The 16,451-nt window shown below is 62.8% G+C and carries 17 protein-coding genes; 5 read left to right on the plus strand and 12 right to left on the minus strand.

Features of this window, described 5'->3' with window-relative positions; genetic code table 11:
- Positions 1 to 537: 537 nt before the first annotated feature.
- Genes folE2 through queC form a run of 4 tightly spaced genes read right to left on the minus strand, consistent with a single transcriptional unit; the run spans position 538 to position 3,039 of the window.
- Positions 538 to 1,332 carry a GTP cyclohydrolase FolE2 gene (gene folE2, locus ACWD0F_RS21060; protein WP_449877856.1) on the minus strand — a complete coding sequence of 265 codons (795 nt, stop codon included), beginning with the start codon at positions 1,330 to 1,332 and terminating at the stop codon, positions 538 to 540.
- Positions 1,332 to 1,691, minus strand: a complete 360-nt coding sequence (gene queD, locus ACWD0F_RS21065; RefSeq protein WP_449877858.1) for a 6-carboxytetrahydropterin synthase QueD — start codon at positions 1,689 to 1,691, stop codon at positions 1,332 to 1,334. Before queD ends, folE2 begins: the two co-directional genes overlap by 1 nt.
- The gene (gene queE, locus ACWD0F_RS21070) at positions 1,688 to 2,326 is read right to left on the minus strand and encodes a 7-carboxy-7-deazaguanine synthase (RefSeq protein ID WP_449877860.1); all 639 of its coding nucleotides are present in this window, start codon (positions 2,324 to 2,326) and stop codon (positions 1,688 to 1,690) included. The genes queD and queE overlap by 4 nt, the downstream gene beginning before the upstream one ends.
- 8 nt (positions 2,327 to 2,334) lie before the next feature.
- Complete coding sequence (queC, locus tag ACWD0F_RS21075; RefSeq protein ID WP_449877862.1) at positions 2,335 to 3,039, minus strand: 7-cyano-7-deazaguanine synthase QueC; 705 nt, start codon at positions 3,037 to 3,039, stop codon at positions 2,335 to 2,337.
- Between the two features lie 480 nt (positions 3,040 to 3,519).
- On the opposite strand from queC, the gene ACWD0F_RS21080 reads away from it, so the two are divergent.
- Positions 3,520 to 4,056, plus strand: coding sequence for a VUT family protein (locus ACWD0F_RS21080; protein WP_449877864.1), 537 nt, complete (start codon positions 3,520 to 3,522; stop codon positions 4,054 to 4,056).
- 45 nt (positions 4,057 to 4,101) lie between these two features.
- On the opposite strand, the gene ACWD0F_RS21085 is transcribed toward ACWD0F_RS21080, so the two are convergent.
- Positions 4,102 to 4,227 carry a hypothetical protein gene (locus ACWD0F_RS21085; protein WP_449877866.1) on the minus strand — a complete coding sequence of 42 codons (126 nt, stop codon included), beginning with the start codon at positions 4,225 to 4,227 and terminating at the stop codon, positions 4,102 to 4,104.
- Between the two features lie 435 nt (positions 4,228 to 4,662).
- Between ACWD0F_RS21085 and ACWD0F_RS21090 the strand changes: the two genes are divergently transcribed.
- The 3 genes from ACWD0F_RS21090 to ACWD0F_RS21100 all read left to right on the plus strand — a co-directional run bounded on the left by ACWD0F_RS21090 (position 4,663) and on the right by ACWD0F_RS21100 (position 7,534).
- A complete protein-coding gene (locus ACWD0F_RS21090; RefSeq protein WP_449877868.1) occupies positions 4,663 to 4,956 on the plus strand; it encodes a hypothetical protein in 294 nt (97 codons plus the stop codon).
- A 38-nt stretch (positions 4,957 to 4,994) separates the two neighbouring features.
- Positions 4,995 to 7,001, plus strand: coding sequence for a hypothetical protein (locus ACWD0F_RS21095; RefSeq protein ID WP_449877870.1), 2,007 nt, complete (start codon positions 4,995 to 4,997; stop codon positions 6,999 to 7,001).
- Between the two features lie 95 nt (positions 7,002 to 7,096).
- The gene (locus tag ACWD0F_RS21100) at positions 7,097 to 7,534 is read left to right on the plus strand and encodes a hypothetical protein (protein ID WP_449877872.1); all 438 of its coding nucleotides are present in this window, start codon (positions 7,097 to 7,099) and stop codon (positions 7,532 to 7,534) included.
- Between the two features lie 118 nt (positions 7,535 to 7,652).
- On the opposite strand, the gene ACWD0F_RS21105 is transcribed toward ACWD0F_RS21100, so the two are convergent.
- From ACWD0F_RS21105 to ACWD0F_RS21135, 7 genes are all read right to left on the minus strand, one after another.
- Positions 7,653 to 9,017, minus strand: a complete 1,365-nt coding sequence (locus ACWD0F_RS21105) for a tyrosine-type recombinase/integrase (protein ID WP_449877874.1) — start codon at positions 9,015 to 9,017, stop codon at positions 7,653 to 7,655.
- Positions 9,014 to 9,250 (minus strand): helix-turn-helix transcriptional regulator, encoded by a 237-nt coding sequence (locus ACWD0F_RS21110; RefSeq protein WP_449877876.1) that lies wholly within the window; start codon positions 9,248 to 9,250, stop codon positions 9,014 to 9,016. The genes ACWD0F_RS21105 and ACWD0F_RS21110 overlap by 4 nt, the downstream gene beginning before the upstream one ends.
- A gap of 164 nt (positions 9,251 to 9,414) precedes the next feature.
- Entirely contained in the window at positions 9,415 to 10,263 is an 849-nt protein-coding gene (locus ACWD0F_RS21115) for a phosphotransferase enzyme family protein (protein ID WP_449877879.1), read from the minus strand.
- Between the two features lie 63 nt (positions 10,264 to 10,326).
- Entirely contained in the window at positions 10,327 to 11,703 is a 1,377-nt protein-coding gene (locus tag ACWD0F_RS21120; RefSeq protein WP_449877881.1) for a helix-turn-helix transcriptional regulator, read from the minus strand.
- A gap of 1,114 nt (positions 11,704 to 12,817) precedes the next feature.
- Positions 12,818 to 13,273: a helix-turn-helix transcriptional regulator gene (locus ACWD0F_RS21125; RefSeq protein WP_449877883.1), complete on the minus strand. Its 456-nt coding sequence runs from the start codon at positions 13,271 to 13,273 to the stop codon at positions 12,818 to 12,820.
- On the minus strand, positions 13,270 to 14,151 hold the full coding sequence (locus ACWD0F_RS21130) for a TRM11 family SAM-dependent methyltransferase (protein ID WP_449877885.1): 882 nt from the start codon (positions 14,149 to 14,151) through the stop codon (positions 13,270 to 13,272). The genes ACWD0F_RS21125 and ACWD0F_RS21130 overlap by 4 nt, the downstream gene beginning before the upstream one ends.
- Positions 14,151 to 15,149 carry a hypothetical protein gene (locus ACWD0F_RS21135; protein WP_449877887.1) on the minus strand — a complete coding sequence of 333 codons (999 nt, stop codon included), beginning with the start codon at positions 15,147 to 15,149 and terminating at the stop codon, positions 14,151 to 14,153. The genes ACWD0F_RS21130 and ACWD0F_RS21135 overlap by 1 nt, the downstream gene beginning before the upstream one ends.
- 780 nt (positions 15,150 to 15,929) lie before the next feature.
- On the opposite strand from ACWD0F_RS21135, the gene ACWD0F_RS21140 reads away from it, so the two are divergent.
- A complete protein-coding gene (locus ACWD0F_RS21140; RefSeq protein WP_449877889.1) occupies positions 15,930 to 16,343 on the plus strand; it encodes a hypothetical protein in 414 nt (137 codons plus the stop codon).
- Positions 16,344 to 16,451 lie beyond the last annotated feature (108 nt).

Raw genomic sequence — 16,451 nt, forward strand, 5'->3', positions numbered from 1 at the left:
GGTTGAAGCAGCATCGCGCAGGTCGTTGGAACAGGCTCGCAGATATGGATCCGACAGCACAGCGACAATTGAGGAATCCGGGTAACGAGCAGCTAGCGTGGAGAAGGAGCGGGGTTGCTCTCGTTGTGGACCAACCCACCGAGAAAGGCACTCCCACCACTGCCGGGTTCCGTCAGTATCTTGGGCAACCGAGTCGGCGTGGCCAAACGCGAACGTGGCTGCATACGAGGCGATAGGTACGCCGACAGGAATGAGTCCATACCCTGCCGAACACACCCACAGGACTGCTCCTTCGCCAATTACCTCTGCCAGTCCTCGGGCGATAAGCCAATGCTCGCCTGCATACATATCACTGGCAGCAATATGAGACGAAGCAGTGGACAGACGCTGGACCCACTCATCACAACGGTCGGCAACATTTTTGGCCTTCAAGTTCCGGGCGCAGAGCGAATCAGGTACTGGGATGCGCTTACGGTTTGTGCACGTCACTACAACATGCACGGGTGGGCCGTTCCGGCCAACGCTATGGGACATGTCCTATGCGCCGCTCGGGGAGGTCCAGGAAACCGCAGCATATGCTGCGTGATTGTGGATGCTTTCGTCGTTGACCGCACGAACCCGGTACTCGGCTATATGGTCGACGGCCGCGAGCACCTGGCAAACGTTGCGAACCATGTCTTCGACGAAGACGGGGTTGTCGTACCCGGCCATGGTGACGTGGCGCTCGTCGGGACGCTTGAGCAAGGCGTAGACCGGTGAGGACGCGGCACCTTCCGCGATGTCGATCAACTCGTCGAACCACAGGTCGGTCGCCTGGTCGCACGGCTTGACCTCGATGGTTATATGGCCACGCTGATTGTGGGCGCCGCGGTCGCTGATGGCTTTGCTGCACGGACACACGCTCGTGACGGGTACCTCGACACTTAACATCAACTGGGTATCGGTGAGACTGCTGTATGCGGTTACAGCGCAGGTGTACTCAACAAACGCTCGGGACTGTGTGACCGGTGCTTCGCGCTCGAGGAAGTATGGGAAGGCCAGGTGCACGCGCGCACTGGTGCTCCGCATGTGTTGCCTCAACTCGTCCGCAAGGCCTGCAGCAGTGGCAGGAGTCAGTTGCTCGCGCGAGCCGTGGAGCACCTCGATGAAGCGGCTCAAGTGAGCGCCCTTGACCTCCGGTCCAAGCGTGACAGACATAGCGGCCGTGGCCACGGTCTCTCGCTTCGCGCCTTGTCCATCAGCGACAAGAACTGGGTAGCGCAGGCCTTCGATTCCAACCTCGTCTAGGGCTATGCCACGAGTGTCGGGTGTCCCCTGGACATCGGCAAGCATCAGATCTCCCCCATGTAGACGCATCCGGAAGTGCACGTCTCTCGGACGTGGATTGCCGACAGAGGCAGAGAGCCGCTCAGACGCTCCCAAATCCACTTGGCCAGAACTTCACTGGTTGGGTTCTCGAGCCCTGGGATCTCATTGAGGTAATAGTGGTCGAGTTGGTCCAGCACAGGCTTGAACGCTGACTTGATCTCAGCGAAGTCCATCAACCACCCAGTAGCAGGATCGATCTCACCGCGGACATGCACTTCGACTCGATAGCTGTGTCCGTGAAGCCTGGCGCACTTGTGGCCATCGGGTACGTTCGGCAACCGGTGGGCTGCCTCGAACGTGAACTCACGAAAGATCTCGATCAACGGATTCCCAAAAGCTTGTGGGTCTGGACGCTCAACTGCCACTGCGGATGATCAAGGCAGTACTCGATGGCGGCCTTAGTGTTGGCAACAAGGTCCTCGCCATCCATTGGTTGCAGCAGCAACCGATCAAAGTCAAGGTCTTCGAACAGTTCCGGCTCAGCCCCCACCTGGGGATAGACCAACTTCAGATCATGGCCTGATGTCAGGACAAGCTGAGTGCCAGCCTTCGGGCTCACGCAGATCCAGTCGATCCCTTCAGGAGCTGCTCGAGTGCCGTTGGTTTCGATGGCTACCTCGAACCCTGCAGAATGCAGGGCATTGACGGCTCCGGCATCGAGTTGGAGGAGTGGCTCTCCACCGGTGCACACCACATAGGGCCGGCTGCGTGGGTGTGCTTCACCTGCCCAGGTCTTGGCAACTGCTGCAGCTAGATCGGCAGCCGTTGCGAAGCGCCCGCCTCCGGGGCCATCTGTGCCGACGAAATCCGTATCGCAGAACTTGCAAATCGCGCGGTGCCGGTCCTTCTCTCTGCCCGTCCACAAGTTGCAACTCGTAAACCGGCAGAACACGGATGGCCTTCCTGCGTGGCTCCCCTCGCCTTGCAGCGTGTAGAAGATTTCCTTGATCCGATACATGTTTCGGGTCAAGCCTTCATAGAGGTGAAGGACGGGTCGACGAGGCCGAGTTCGGCGAAGCCTCGTCCGCGAAGCAGGCAGGAGTCGCAGGTCTCACATGCACGCCCGTCAACTGGGTCGTAGCAACTGTGGGTCAAGGAGTAGTCCACGCCCAGGTCGAGACCACGTTGGATCGTCTGCGCCTTGGTCAGGTCGATCAGCGGAGTGTGAACCTTCAGTTTCTGGGTCCCTTCGACGCCGGCCTTCGTTGCCAGGTTGGCCATACGCTCGTAAGCCTCGATGTACTCGGGCCTGCAGTCTGGGTATCCGCTGTAGTCGAGGGCGTTGACCCCGATGAAGACATCGGATGAGCCAAGAGTCTCGGCCCAGGCAAGCGCGAAGGAAAGGAAGATGGTGTTGCGGGCCGGTACGTAGGTGATCGGGATCTCTGCACCCAACTCGTCGACACTCTCGTGATGTGGCACGTCGAGTGCGCTGTCGGTGAGCGCAGAGCCCCCGAAGACGGCAAGGTTGATATCGGTGATCACATGCTGCGCGGCACCCAACTCTCGTGCGATCTTCTGGGCCGCCTCGAGTTCCTCGGTGTGACGCTGCCCATAACGGAAGCTGAGTGCGTGCGCGTCGAAGCCTTCCTGGCGAGCGATCGCGAGGACGGTCGTGGAGTCAAGACCGCCGCTCAAGAGCACAACAGCCTTTGGCTTGCCTGTAGCCATCTGATCACCCTCTGCACTCGTGGTTCGACCCGAAACTTACACCTCGTGAACCTCAGGAGGCAGCGTAGTTTCCAAAAATCCATCTGCCAACCTGGCGCGTACGGTGAACACAGGCATATCGCCCCCTGGACGGCCGCCCAGGGTGTCGTTGTCTGATCACCACAGGGCCAGGCTAGAGGTCACCGAGCGGCCAAGTCCTCCTGCAACACGAATCGGTTGGCGAAACTGCGCCCCACCCACGATCGCCGATGTATCAGTTTCGGAGCCGCCTGCCGCTGCAGTTGGCGTAGACCAAGGCTTGTGACATCAAGGTCAACCACCTCGAAGGTGTCACCCCATCACTAACCAAGATCATACGATCTGCTCGACCAAGTGAAGGTCGTGCAATAACGGATGGGTCCGCACGGTGTCGGTGCTATGGGCTGTAATGTCGGGACGCTCACCCTGCCGGCATCCGCCTAGGGAGGGTCACACAGGCCATTGATCAGAGAGCAGAACGTGAAGGTCTCCGTTACCGCAGGCAGCGGCGCACTCCTGGCGTACATCGCTACGATCCCTGCCGCAAACCTCGCAGTAACCCACTTCGGTGCCGTACCAGTGGGCTTCGGCTACGACGCGCCAGCTGGCGTCTACCTTGTGGGGTTGGCGCTCGTGCTCCGCGACCTCAGTCGAGAAGCCGCTGGCCGCATCGCTGTCCTAGCAGCAATTGCCGTCGGCATCGTCCTCTCGTACTTGTTGGCTGATCCCGGCTTAGCCATGGCCTCAGCTGTGGCGTTTGCCGTGGCTGAACTGGCGGACTTCAGTGTCTATGAACCGCTTCGCCAACGAGGGTTGATTGTCGCCATGCTTGTCTCGAATGCCGTCGGCCTCCTATGTGACAGTTTCTTGTTCCTGAAACTGGCCTTCGGATCTCTTGACTACCTGCCCGGGCAGATTCTCGGCAAGGTATGGATGACGCTTGCAGCCGTTGCAGTCTTGTCGCTTCTCCGGCGGCGAGGAAGTCGGGCCACTGCCTGAACTGTCAGTGCGTTATAAGCGCAGGGTCTCGGCAAAGTCAGTTGATCACGTGAGTCCGGGGATGGTCAGCGTCCGGGTGGCGTCTCGGGAGAGGTGTCGGATGGCTTGGGCGAGGTTGATCGCGCCGGTCAGGCACAGGGGACCGATGGCGAGGTCGCGCAGGGCGGCCATGTTGCGGGGTGTTGCCGGTGCGGGCTTGGGAGCGGTCTTCGCCGTAGGTAACGTCGCGGACGTAGTGAAGCCGACCTCCGCGATCTGACCTGGGATGAGAACCGATCCCTAGGCCCGTACTGCCAGGGGCTCTGCGTAATGGCTCGTCATGCCCGCTCGGCCTTCGCCTTGCCGGCCACGCCAGCATCGCCGCTGGCCTACACCGCCGCGTTCAAACCCTGCCAGGGTGCTCAACGCCCCTCATCGTCAGCAAACTCATGACTTTTACCCGTGGCCTCTGCGGGCGAGGCAAGGACCATCACGTGTGATACGTAGCAGTCGAGGTAATTGTTGAAATGATGCTGCTTTAGCAGTTCAACTCGACTCAGCTCCGATTATCCCCTAGCGTCACATAAGTTCCACAGCTCGTCGTCCTCAATGATCCAAGGATTTCGGATGATGGCGACACAAGAACAGATCGACGCCGCTCGGCGCACGATCGAGCAGCTACGCGACCAGCACGCTAACGACGTGCGCAAACTCATCGGCCTGCTAGAGGGCGGGGCGATGAAAGGCACCGCCGCGGACAAGCTCATCAAGGATTGTCACGGTTGGGAGGCGGCCTACAAGGCCATCTTTCGCCAAGCACTGGCACAGGTCGAAGCCACGCCCGTCCAGCCAGAGGCCGATAACCCGTTCGCGTGGCCTGGGCAACCTCATCTACCGCCTCCTGATGGGTTCCGCCGATGACTCCATCGCCGAACCGGATCGGCATCGACCCTGTTCTGATGACTCAACTGATCGCCGAGATGAAGCGCTTAGAGCGGTCATGGTCCGAGGCAGATGCCCAAGTACACAGTGCATTGCGTTCAATCGGCACAAGCGTGTCCGGACCTGGCCTGCTGAAAGACGTCGGGCACCAGATAGCACAACAGGTCCCCAGCCTTCAGCGACGCCTCGATCTCATCGTCTCCACCCAGAAGATCGGTATGGACAAGGGCGTGATCTGGGCGGATGAGACGCTGTGGACATCGAACTCGCCGGCGAGCGGCGCTACGGTGGCCAAGTCTGTTGCTGATCAACTGCGACAGGCAGCGAAGGCTGCCTCCTCCGGTAACAGCGAGGAGGCGCTCAGCCGGGAGACTCTCGATCTGTTAGAGAAGCACCAGCACGACCCCTACTTCGCCGTTGCCTTCGCCAAGGAGATGCCGCCCAAGGAACTCAAGGCACTTCTACGACGTCTCTACGGCACGGACCCAAACTCCTCGCTCACCAAAGACTGGAAAGACCCACCATCCTCAGAGGTGGAGCGCATGGTGAAGGCTCTGAGCGTGACGCTGGGGACGGCATCGCGAGGTGTCGGCGACATGAAGCTGCCCAAGAGCTACGTCGACGAGTTGATCGCAACGGATGGCATGCCGGTGAACAGCGAAGTCGTCGACAGGCTCCTGCGGTACGGCACCTTCGACGATGCGTTCCTTCGCGACCTGGCCAACAAGGTCTACGACAACGAGCAGACGTCATTCCCCGAGCAGCAGCCGATCCTCGAGTTCGGGCCCGGGCTAGCCGCCGCATTGGCGAACAACGCCAAGGTCGCTCAAGACTTCTTCACCGATCCGGTGCGCAAGCCCTTGGCGTGGCTGATGCGGGAGAACAACTGGGGTACGGGCAGCGGGGAACTCGGCAGAGCGATTGTGGCGGCAACAACGACGTTCCGTGACCATGGCCAGCCTCCAGGCACTTCACGCGGATACAAGTCGGCTTTGATCGCATCGTGGGCCGCCCACTTCTGGAAAGACCCACAAGCGCAGGCCGCTCTCCCCGACACTCGGCTGAGCGCCGCTCGTGTCTTCTCTGCCTACATGAGCGACGTCCACCGGGTTGCCAATAGCGATGCCCCAGAGACACCGGGCGTTACCCCGCTACCGGACACCGATCCGAACCTTCCCGGCAAGCAGCCCTATGGAGCCATGTTTGACCCTGACGCGGTCAAGAACGTGATGATCTGGGCCTTTAAAGATCCATCGGCATTCAAAACCGTCCTTGAAAGCCATGGAGAGTACAGTGTTAGGGTAATCGATGTCCAGGGGAAGCAGATACACGATGCAATAAATGCCGATCTGGCCGCATGGCGCAAGGATCATCCGAACGCCACAGAAGCTGAACAGAAGGCATATCGTCAGAAGTTACTAAATGACAGAATGAGCTCGACCGACAAGACGCTTTTCGATGCTCAAGTATACTCCCTTGGCAAGTCGCTCTACTCCATAGTCGACGCTGCGAATTTGACGAGCATCCAGGAGGCCGATCGAAACGATGCGGCCAAGAAGGCCTTCAAGGAAGGTCTCTCCAGGACGCTCAAGCTGGTACTCACGCCAGCCGGAGACATCGTCGTATCGAGCTATGAATTCGTGGAAGGGACTGTAGGCGGCCAAGTTCAGTTCACTGAAGGAAAAGCCGCGCGCAGCCGAGGCGAGGCCACGCTTCGCGAAAGCCAGAGACTCTTCAAAGACCTTGCGGCCAACGCAATGCTTCGACACGGTCTGTTCGGAGACGAATCGACCCCAGGCTCCGCCCATCCTTACGCACAGGAAAACTATAACGAAAAATCCCCGGGAAAATTCCTGGTGAACGGTCAAATCATTCCGCGCCGCGAAATGAGCTCGACCCAGGCGCATGCTTACAGCCAGTGGCGGCAGACGCCTCCAGCGTCAGGCAGCTTCCGCGAGACCGACCGAGCAGTCTGGGAGGCATTCCAGTTGAATGTCCCTGTGTATGAGGAGGCAGCGGAATGAGAAGGTGGCCAACAACGGCTCTAGTGGTCGCCGTCCTTGGCTCCATGGCAGCGTGTTCGCCATCCCCTCCTGCAGACAGCCGCCCACTTGGCAGCGTGACGACGCCCCCAGTGGAATGCGGATTGGTCTCCCGCCAGGCCATTGGTCGCGCCATCGGACTGAGCGATTTCTATGCAAGTGGCTCCAGCCCACCGAGCGCCTTTTCGCGCTGCATCATCAGCAGCTTACAAAGCATCGAGGACAGGGCATCGATGACTATCGAACTGCAGGATCCCTTCCCTTCCAACTTGGAGAGTCTGGACAACGCGAAGGCCAGAGATCGCGGAGTAGAACTCCCCAGTGGTCTCACGCCTGGCTACAGCGCACCTGTGAAAGACCCGAACGGAGACGTCGTTGGAGCAAAAGCACTCGGCTGGACGGAGGACGGCACCAAAGTATTGGTGATCAAGATTGCCAAAGGTGCCCCCGGTCGAGATCATCGAGCGGATGCCGTCGAGTTCATGCGCCAACTGAGACCTCTTCTCCTCACCTGAACGTCTTATCAGGCTTGTCATCCGTCCCATAATGCCCTATTCCGGCAGGTCCGCTGTTGTAATAGTTTCTACAAAAGCTGTCGCTCACAGTAGGCTGCAAGACGGTCTGCGTGAACGCCTACTCTTGAAGGGCATCGTCAATCTTGCTATTGTTCACCTCTTGCTGGCCGTCGACGCATTTGGCATAGACCTGTAGCAAAACGTCTATGCTGTGGCCGGCGCGCTTGGCGACTTCGGCGGGCGGAACGCCTGCGTTGAGCCACAGCGAAACCGCCGCGTGGCGAAGATCGTATGGTCGGGCAGCAAGCGATGAGACGACCTGTGCTGGCGTGAATGCGAGTCTGCGAGCTTCCTGCCAGACATAGGAGTGCGCCGAACTCGAGTAGCTGTTACCTGTGCCCGTGTGAAAGATCCTGCCGTCTTGTGCCGGCCTGTATTGGACGACGTATTCGCGGAGGATGGCAACCAAGACAGGTGGGATGGGAATCTCTCGCGTTTCTCTGTCTGCACGGTGTTTCAGGTTACGTGTTTCGTGAGTTTCTCCTGTGTTGGTCCAGCGCTTCGTTGCCTGAGGGCGGGCCTTTTCTAGCACAATCAGTCCCCAGCCCGACGTCGGCAATTCGCAGTTGTTCAGCCGCAAGTCTGCCGCCTCTTCCGGGCGGAGCGCAGCGTAATAGATGCTGGCAAACAATGCCTTGAGTCGACGGCCACGTTTGCGACCGACTCTGGGCACGGCATCGAGGAGGCACCGAGCTTGGGTTGGGTTGACGACCGTGCGGGGATCAACAATCGTTACGGTTTTTGGTGCTGTCCAGTTAACCCTATTTAGTGGATTGCTTCCAAATATTTGCTCCTCGACTGAATATTCCAGCAAGTGGTGGAATATGGCGCGTTTGCGCTTCACCGTATTCGCCGCCGCTGGTAGACCAGCGAAGGTGGTGGAGATGGCTGATAGCGCTTTACGCAGGACCTGTGCCTCTGCCAGGTCTGTCAGTGGTAGGGAAGCCCTCTCCAACCATTGCAAGGCTGCGGCTTGAGTCCTTGTCAGCTCTTTTCGCCGATTCTCCGGAAGCAGCGCGTGGTTCCGAAGAGCCTCCCTGAGCTCCTCATCGGCAGGACGGCGCGGTACGTCCGCTACAAGTGCTGGCACGATAGAGAGCAGCGCGTACGCATCCGTTTCGCGGGTTCGAGCTGCTGTGGAGTTCCAGCGCTGCATAAGGTACGTTTGGGCGAACTGTAGGAATGATGGTCCAGAGGACCGCTGCGCGAGCATCGACATCGGCATACCGGTGACAGGGTCAAAGCCCTCCCCCACCTTGGCCGCCTGCCGCAGGTCGGACATGAAGGCGTGGGCTAGCCCCTTAGTCCGAAAGCTTTTCGATTTTTCCTTGCCAGCCACTCGCCAGCGGGCAATATAGGCTCGTGTAGCGCGATTGGCTCGCTCCTGGATATAGCCTAGCTTCACATCGTAGGTGACACTCACGGTGCCTCCCTACGGGATTCCAGCCAAGCTATAAGGTCGCTTCTCCATATCCGAAGCTCGAGGTTGGGAAGCTGGATGCAGACAGGTGCTCGGCCCAGTTGCCGCCAGCGGTAGAAGGTACGACGGGACACGCCACCTAGCTCTTTGAGAACTTGAGGAAGCGTCAGGAGTTCGTCATGATTGGCCATTATCCGCCATCCGTATTGGAGACAAAGGTATTGGCACCAGCCCATCGGGGGATCCAATTCGAGGTCATGCTTTTACCCTGACGCAGGAGCACGTCAGCCGCCATGGCGCGCTTACTCCATCGTTCAAGCGACTCCTGAGAGCGCGAGAATCTGAGATAAATCAGATAGTCGGCCGAGCGGTAGTCCCTGTTTCTCTGCCGCGATCCGAGTCATATGGGACGCCAGACCGTTGAGGTGCCGTTAATCAACGATGTCAGGCGGCGCTGGAGTTCGGCGTGGATCTCTGGCCTGTCGGCGGATCGAATATAGGCCGCTAGAGATCGGAGTTCGCGTGTGGCTCTCAGCAGTTGTGAGGCTGGGTGATGTTCGAGAGCGGGGTCGATTCCATAGGCGTGGCAGAAGGCGTCCCACCGGGCGTGGGGGCGGCCGAAGCGGTGGTGTCCCATCATGGTGGGGATGAGGTCCTGTAGGCGGGGTCCGTAGGCGATGGAGTCCCAGTCGCCCAGGAGCCAGCGGATGCGGTCGGGGAAGAGGTTGCCGGTGTGGGCGTCACCGTGGATCAGCCCGTATCCGAGTGGTGGATCGAGCTTCGTGTAGGCGTCCTCGATCTGGGTGCAGCGGTCCAGAAGCCAGGCCCGCTGCGCCGGGGTGAGCGCGTCACCTGTTGAGGTCTGGTCTCCTTTGGTGTCGAGATCGGCGCGAAGGGTGCCCAGCGGTTGGATGGTGGGGGCGCTGACCGCCACCTCCGTCTCATGCAACTGGCGCAGAAGCGGGGCCAGGTGCTGTGGATGCGGCTCTGCCGGGGTCGTGCTGGTGACGTAGTGCCAGACCGTTGCGATCCAGCCGTCGATGATGGCGGGCTGGTTGATGGCGGCCGGCCTGATCGTGGGAAAGTCCTGACCGGCTAGCCAGGCGGTGATCTCTACGGCAGCGCGAGCACGGTCGAAGGCGGTCGTATTGCCGGGCGCGTGTCGTAGCCGCAGCACGAGGTTGGGCCGGGGCAGGTGGTAGACCGCGTTGGCGCGCACGTGAAGCACCCGTGCGTCGCGGACGTCCAAGCCGAGCAGGGTGCAGGCGCGGTCGAGTGGAGGAGCGGGCATCGGTACGTGCAGGCCCTTCCGCTAGACGCCAAGTTCGGCGTGTAGATACTCGGTGAACTCGCGTGTTTGGGGATGGCTACGGTGCCGCTGTTTCAGGTGGGTGGCAAAGTCTCGTACGTGTGCCACGGCGCGGGCGGAGGTGAGTTCCTTGGCCGCACGGACGGCCGGGCGGGCATGGGACAGCGCGCCGTCGAGGTCGCCCAGATCCAGGCGGGCCTGGGCGGCGTGGACCTGGTTGAACTGGAGGGAGCGCATGTATCGGCTGGCGAAGCCGGCCAGTGCCTGCTCGGCGTGATCGACGGCGCGTTGGTGCTCGCCGATGCGCTGCCAGCAGTAGCCGGCTTCGGCGGCCAGTTCAGCCGGGCCGAAGGTGGTGATCCAGGCCGGGTCGTTGTCGCTGGAGGCGGGCGTGTAGAGGTCTTCGGCTGCGGTAATCAAGGTGTGCACCTGGCGGCGGGCGTATGCATCGGGCTGGTCAGCCGCTACGGCGAAGGCACGGGCCCGGCGTAGGTGCAGCAGGGCCATCACCCGAGGTGAGGCGTCGCCCCGCTGGCCTGCCTCGGCGGCGGCGCTGGCCAAGCGTATGGCCCACCGGCCATGGCCCAGGTCGCAGGCCTGCTGGGCAAGAGCGGCCAGGATCCAGGTGCTGGTCAGGTCATCGCCGGCTTCTTTGGCCAGCTTCAGTGCTTGGCCGAGGTGCTGCTGGGCTTGGCCCTGGGCGCCGAGGTCGAAGGCCATCCACCCGGCAGTGCGCGATACCCGTGCGGCGGCGCTCATCAGCGCCTGGCCAACGTCCTCGCTGTAGCGGCCGCGCAGCAGCGGGGCAAGCGTGACGTTCATGAAGTCGGTGACGGCCGGACGGACCAGTCCGGCACCGAACTGGTGGTCCATCTGGATGAAGGCCCGGTGTGCCTCATGCACACGCTGGACGTCGGACCAGCCCACCCGGCTTCCGTCGACTCCGGCCGCCTCTCGGCGTGAAGTGGCGTCGTAGCGCCACGACAGCAGCCACTCTCCCAGCAGTCCGGGTGCGAACGGTAGTGCTGCGAGCAGATGGCGCCGTGACGCGTCCATCTCCCACCCCCACAACTGATCGACTCCATTGGCTCCACAGGCCGCCATATCGACTTCATCAATGCGGTCGGCGTCAGGAACGTCGCACGTCAGTGGCGTGGCCTCCAGCCAGCGCTCCACCTGCGTCGCGTCCACCTGCCATGCCTTGGCCAGGCGGGCTCGGTAGACGGGTCGCATGCATTGTTCGCCGCGTTCCCATCGGGCCCACGTCGTCGTGGATACCCCGATCAGTTCGGCGGCTTGCTCCTGGGTGAGGCCATGCCGGATGCGGGCGCGCACCAACTCCGGGCAACCGCCCTGGTGCTGCCGTTTGCGCTGGTCCACCGCGTGCCACGCTCCCTCACCGTCTAGGGGACCACACAGTGTGTATCGACAACACCCAGTAATCCAGTCCACGGCCGAAACGACCAGCAAACGACCGCTGCACCGTCGCCTGTCGTGACCGGTCACGGCAAACGCCCAGGTCACGCCATTCACAACAGACCCAGGTTCCGGATTGCATGGACGACGTCACAGCGCGTCGCTCACGGGCTGCCACGCCTTGTGCTGTGACCAACGGGGAACCTCGCCCGGCCGCTTCTGCCGCAACATTCGGCCGGGCGAGTCCCCTGCTCACAGAAATCCCGAAGCAGGTGGCTCAGGCGCTCGGAACGGGACGCGACGAGGAAGGAGCGCCGGATGCCGCCGGTGGCTGGCCAGGTCGGAGGGAGGCGGTGGCACTCACTTCCCAGCCACCCTTTCCCTGCGTCTCGCACATGGGCACCGCGAACTCGCACGCCCCCTTGTACAGGGGCGCACGTGCGGAGTCTTGCAGCCTGGCCAGCCCATAATCAGCAGAATAGTCCGCAATCGCTCTGTCGCCTTCGAACGGTCGCGTCCAGTCATGTTCGGTGCCGCGCCGGCGTCCGGAGCGAAGCACTGTGATCGCGTGGAAGCCCTACAAAAGCTCCACGGGCAAACCCCCTCGGATCAGAGGCATCTGCTGCTGTGACGCTTATGAATTCGCCTGTCAAGGCGGCCACTATCTGATTCTGCGCCGCAATTGCCGCGGTGACCTTGAAGAAGCCGCACGAGGCCGTTACTCCCTGGCTCGCGCGATATGGGACCAACTGCTCATCGAGCATGCCAAGCACTGCCAGCAGGACGACACGGTGATGGACATCTGGCGGTTGTAGATGAAGCCGATGCGGGTCAGCCCACGGCAGCTCCGCAAAGTACAACCGGACAGCGTCAACATCAATGGCGACCGGGCGTCGTTGCCCTCTTGAGCCCTGCACGCCCGTCGACGTGCAGGGGCAACCTCGCTCAGCAGCCCACTCGCCTCAGCCGTTGCCGCGGCGCTCGGCCCCGTCGCTTGAGCGGCAGACCTTTTGGATGGCGCTGTCCGACTCCGTCGCCGACGCACATCTCACACGGGCAGCCCGGATGCCGTCCAGCATCACCCTTCGGGATCGTGCCCGAGTGACTCGCTATCTTGACGATCGACATAGCCCAGCAGCGCCCGCAGCCCATGGAGCGGCACCGCGTAACGGCCGCCGAACCGGAGCACTGGACAGGGAAACATACCGGTCTTGGCCAGCCGATATGCGGTAGTCCGGCCCATACCGAGCAGCTGACTGGCCTCCATCAACCCCACCACGAGCGGCTGACTGGCCATCCCGGCTGCTTCGGGCATTGCCGGTCCTTGCGGCTCCTCGGCGTCAGTATCGGTCGTACGTGCCTGGTCTTTCATCGATCCCTCCAGGAATCGACGCACGTTGATGGACGAGTTGTGTGGCGGCGGCATGGGTGCACCCCAACCGACCTGACCTGCTGGCATGGCGAGGCTCGGCGAGGATGCGGAATTGATCGGTTGCTGGCTTGCTGCGGCGTCTGCCTTCGTGTGCTGCGTCAAGCAACATCCGCAGGAACCTTGCTGGTCTCCGTAGGCATCTGAGGACGGCGAAACACGAGCAGGTCCTCATGCGCTACGGCGTGAATCGGCACCCTGCGCGCCCACGCCTTACGGGCCTCGTGCAGTTGGAAGAACGACGCCCGGTTCAGCAGCCGGCCATCACCGAGCCCGCACAGCAGGCACACGATCCGATCCAAGAACACCAGCCCAGCGTCCTCGGCCAGGTGGTGGACGTGGCCGGGCAGGTCGATGAGCTCACCGCGTACACGGTACGGCCGCACCGTGATCGCCGCGATCCCGCCCGGCCGCAGCACCTGCACGCACCCGGCCAAGATGCGGCCGAACCCCTCCAGGAGTTGCGGGAGTTGCTGGTGGGCGAGGTTGGTGCGATCGGCCGAGTAGCGCTGGTTCCACTTGCGCACGCCCGGCTCGCCGGTATCGCGGGTGGAGCGGATGTGCCCGTGCGTGGCCGTCCCGTACGGGGGTGAGGTGAGCACCAGCGCCGCCCGCCCGACCAGATCGGGCAGCAGCCGGGCGATGTGCCGGGAGTCCCCGGCCATGACCCGCCCGAAGCCGGGCGCCCCCTGCTCGCGGGCGTGGCCGAGGTTGGCGACCGCCAGGCGCGCCCACTTCTCCTCATACTCCACGCCCGCGGCGTGCCTGCCGAGGTGAGCGGCTTCGACCAGGGTGGTGCCGATCCCGCACATCGGATCGACCACCAGCTCGCCCGGACCGGTGTAGGTGGCGATCACCCGGGCGGCGATCGAGGGCAGCATCTTGCCCGGATGCCGCATCGACTCCGGCACGTACCGGCCCTTACGCTGCACCCGCGATGGCTGCTGCCCGGTCGCCCACACCGACGTCGTCACCTCAACCATCAACGCTCACCCCCGGCCTGCTGCGTGGACTCGGTGGCGCCCGGCGCGCTGGAGCCGCGAGCGAACGGCATCACCAGCTCCGCAGGCTCTTCGAGCCTGCTTGGCCGGGTGAACAGCAGCACATCCGAGTGCGTCCGCGCGCTCACCGGCAACCCGGCGCGCTCCGACAGCTCCTCGAGCATGGCCAGGGCACGGCGGGACAGATCCGGGTCGATGCGCTCGCCGCGAGCGGGATGGCGCAGGGCGATGATGTGCTGCAGATACACCAGCCCCGCGGCGCGGGCGCAGGTGATGAGCTCCGGCACCGGGTCGACCACACCGCCTTCACGGTGCAGGCCGGTGACCACCACCAGATGCCCGCCCGGCTTGACCAGCCCCGCCGCGCAGGCAACGTCGAAGACCTCGACTCCGGCCTCGAAGTCCGACCGGCCGGTAGAGCGGCCCCCGGGCTGCCGACAGGTCTGCTCGGCCACCACCAGCCCCGCATCGCCTGCAAGGTCAGCCAGCACCGGGGACTCATCGCGAGGGTCGGTGATGCGCAGTTCGGTGACCTCCAGGTCGTAATTGGGATGGATGCGGGCCAGGCAGGTCCAGCACACGCCCACACGGGCCGCGTCGGTGAAGACGGCCACCGGCAAGCAGCCCACCGTCAGCGCGGCCGAGACGAGTTGATGGTCGCTCGCGCCGAGGTGAACCACGGTCTCGCCCGGCCGAGCGCAGGCCGCGACCAGGTGGCGGGCCAACGGGCCGCTGACCGGATGGCAGCAGCCCACCGGACAGGTCGCGATCGATTCGGTGTCGGCTGCCGCCAGCCACACCGACAGCGGTAGGTGCCCTCGAACCGCGCCCTGAGCCTCCCGAACTACTCGAAGGCCAGGCTCAAGGTGCCGGGCATCCGGTTCGGACGCGATGGACGAGAAATCGGCCGTGGCCGGACCGGTAGAGACGTAGGAGCTGGTGGATGTGGAAGCGGTTGAGGTGGTGGTGGGTTCGGTCATGTGGGTGTGGCCCGAGTACCGGGCCACCGATCCCTGTCACTGTTCCAAATACCTGCCGCAAGACCCAAGTTAGGACAGGCCGTCAAGCAAAGGTTCGGCAAGCTCGGGGCTCCCGGCTTCTCATCCACAAGCTGCGGAAGACCGTGCCGGTTAGGCGCTCGCCAAGTCGTTGAGCTGGCTCGCATCTGGGGCGACGTATCTCCACCCCACCTCCGCCATTCACCTTCGCATGTATATGGTCACGCAGATGATGATGCGGCATACGGGTCGGATGCTGGAGGGGGTCCGGCTCGTACGGGAGGCGTGCGGGTCGGCGCGTGCCGACCGGCCGGGCCAGCATCCACATTCCCGCGTCTCCGTCAACTCTTCGCCAGGAATTCCGTTTTCGCAGGTCACAGCGTTTTCGTGCACGTTCCGGGCAACGTTCGTCACCGGCGCCAGCCACGGTTGCCCACTGACCTCTCGCAGCGAAGGTTGAGTGGTCTCACTGGATGTTGGGTGAGGGGGACATGCCGCGCGTCAGAGGGCTGACGACCCCTCTCTGGGTAGCGGCGATACGGCCCTACACGGGTCCGGAAATGGAGAGGCTGCTCCTTTCGGGTATTCAGTGCAACGCTCTGACCTGCGCGCTGTGAACCATCGGTGACACGAGCTGCCGGTCACTGGCCTTCGTTGAGAAATACTCAACCTTCGCTGCGAGCGATCACCCGCCTACCATTGGCCGGTGCGACCTAGGCTGAGAGGAGGACACCGCGAGGCAGTCAGCGGGAGACGATCTGCATGCCGAGCCAGAAGGACGAGCTGGCCGAACGCCGCTTCGCTAAGCTCGTCGACCAGGTCAAGGCGATGATGTCCGCCTGCCTCAAGCCGGAGTACCGCGGCTTCTACGGCCAGGTCGTCCTCGCCCGCGAAGCGATGGCCGAACTGGGCGAGCCGGCCGAGGTACGGCGGGCCGCACGGGCGGCGGGCCGCCGTCTCGGCTGGAGGGTCCGCAGCCACCTCACCGACGAGGGAACGCTCATCGTCATCGATGACCGCGACCCGCCCCAGGAGGTCCGGGAGCTGGCGGCCCGCCGTTCCGCCGATGCCGTCTCGGCCGTCATCTCCCGAGCGCAAGCCGAGGCCCGCATGCTCCGCACCAGTGCTCCCAGCTCCTTCCCCACCCGCCCCGACGATCCACGCGAGGGCCTTTGAACGACCACGCTGCAGGCCGAGCCTCGCAGCGGGCGATCCCGACCCCTCACGGGGTCGGGATCGGGTCCACCGCTTGACGCAAGCTTGACCCGAGACTTTCAGCCTCAT

It is taken from the genome of Nonomuraea sp. NPDC002799 (assembly GCF_053592075.1).

Bases quoted from the DNA above. Each gene is read 5' to 3' on its own strand.
- queE (WP_449877860.1), bottom strand. From the start codon at position 2,326: ATGTATCGGATCAAGGAAATCTTCTACACGCTGCAAGGCGAGGGGAGC.
- ACWD0F_RS21095 (WP_449877870.1), top strand. From the start codon at position 4,995: ATGACTCAACTGATCGCCGAGATGAAGCGCTTAGAGCGGTCATGGTCC.
- ACWD0F_RS21085 (WP_449877866.1), bottom strand. From the start codon at position 4,227: ATGGCCGCCCTGCGCGACCTCGCCATCGGTCCCCTGTGCCTGACCGGC.
- ACWD0F_RS21130 (WP_449877885.1), bottom strand. From the start codon at position 14,151: ATGGTTGAGGTGACGACGTCGGTGTGGGCGACCGGGCAGCAGCCATCG.
- folE2 (WP_449877856.1), bottom strand. From the start codon at position 1,332: ATGCTTGCCGATGTCCAGGGGACACCCGACACTCGTGGCATAGCCCTA.
- ACWD0F_RS21140 (WP_449877889.1), top strand. From the start codon at position 15,930: ATGCCGAGCCAGAAGGACGAGCTGGCCGAACGCCGCTTCGCTAAGCTC.
- ACWD0F_RS21135 (WP_449877887.1), bottom strand. From the start codon at position 15,149: ATGACCGAACCCACCACCACCTCAACCGCTTCCACATCCACCAGCTCC.
- ACWD0F_RS21110 (WP_449877876.1), bottom strand. From the start codon at position 9,250: ATGGGCTGGTGCCAATACCTTTGTCTCCAATACGGATGGCGGATAATG.
- queC (WP_449877862.1), bottom strand. From the start codon at position 3,039: ATGGCTACAGGCAAGCCAAAGGCTGTTGTGCTCTTGAGCGGCGGTCTT.
- ACWD0F_RS21090 (WP_449877868.1), top strand. From the start codon at position 4,663: ATGATGGCGACACAAGAACAGATCGACGCCGCTCGGCGCACGATCGAG.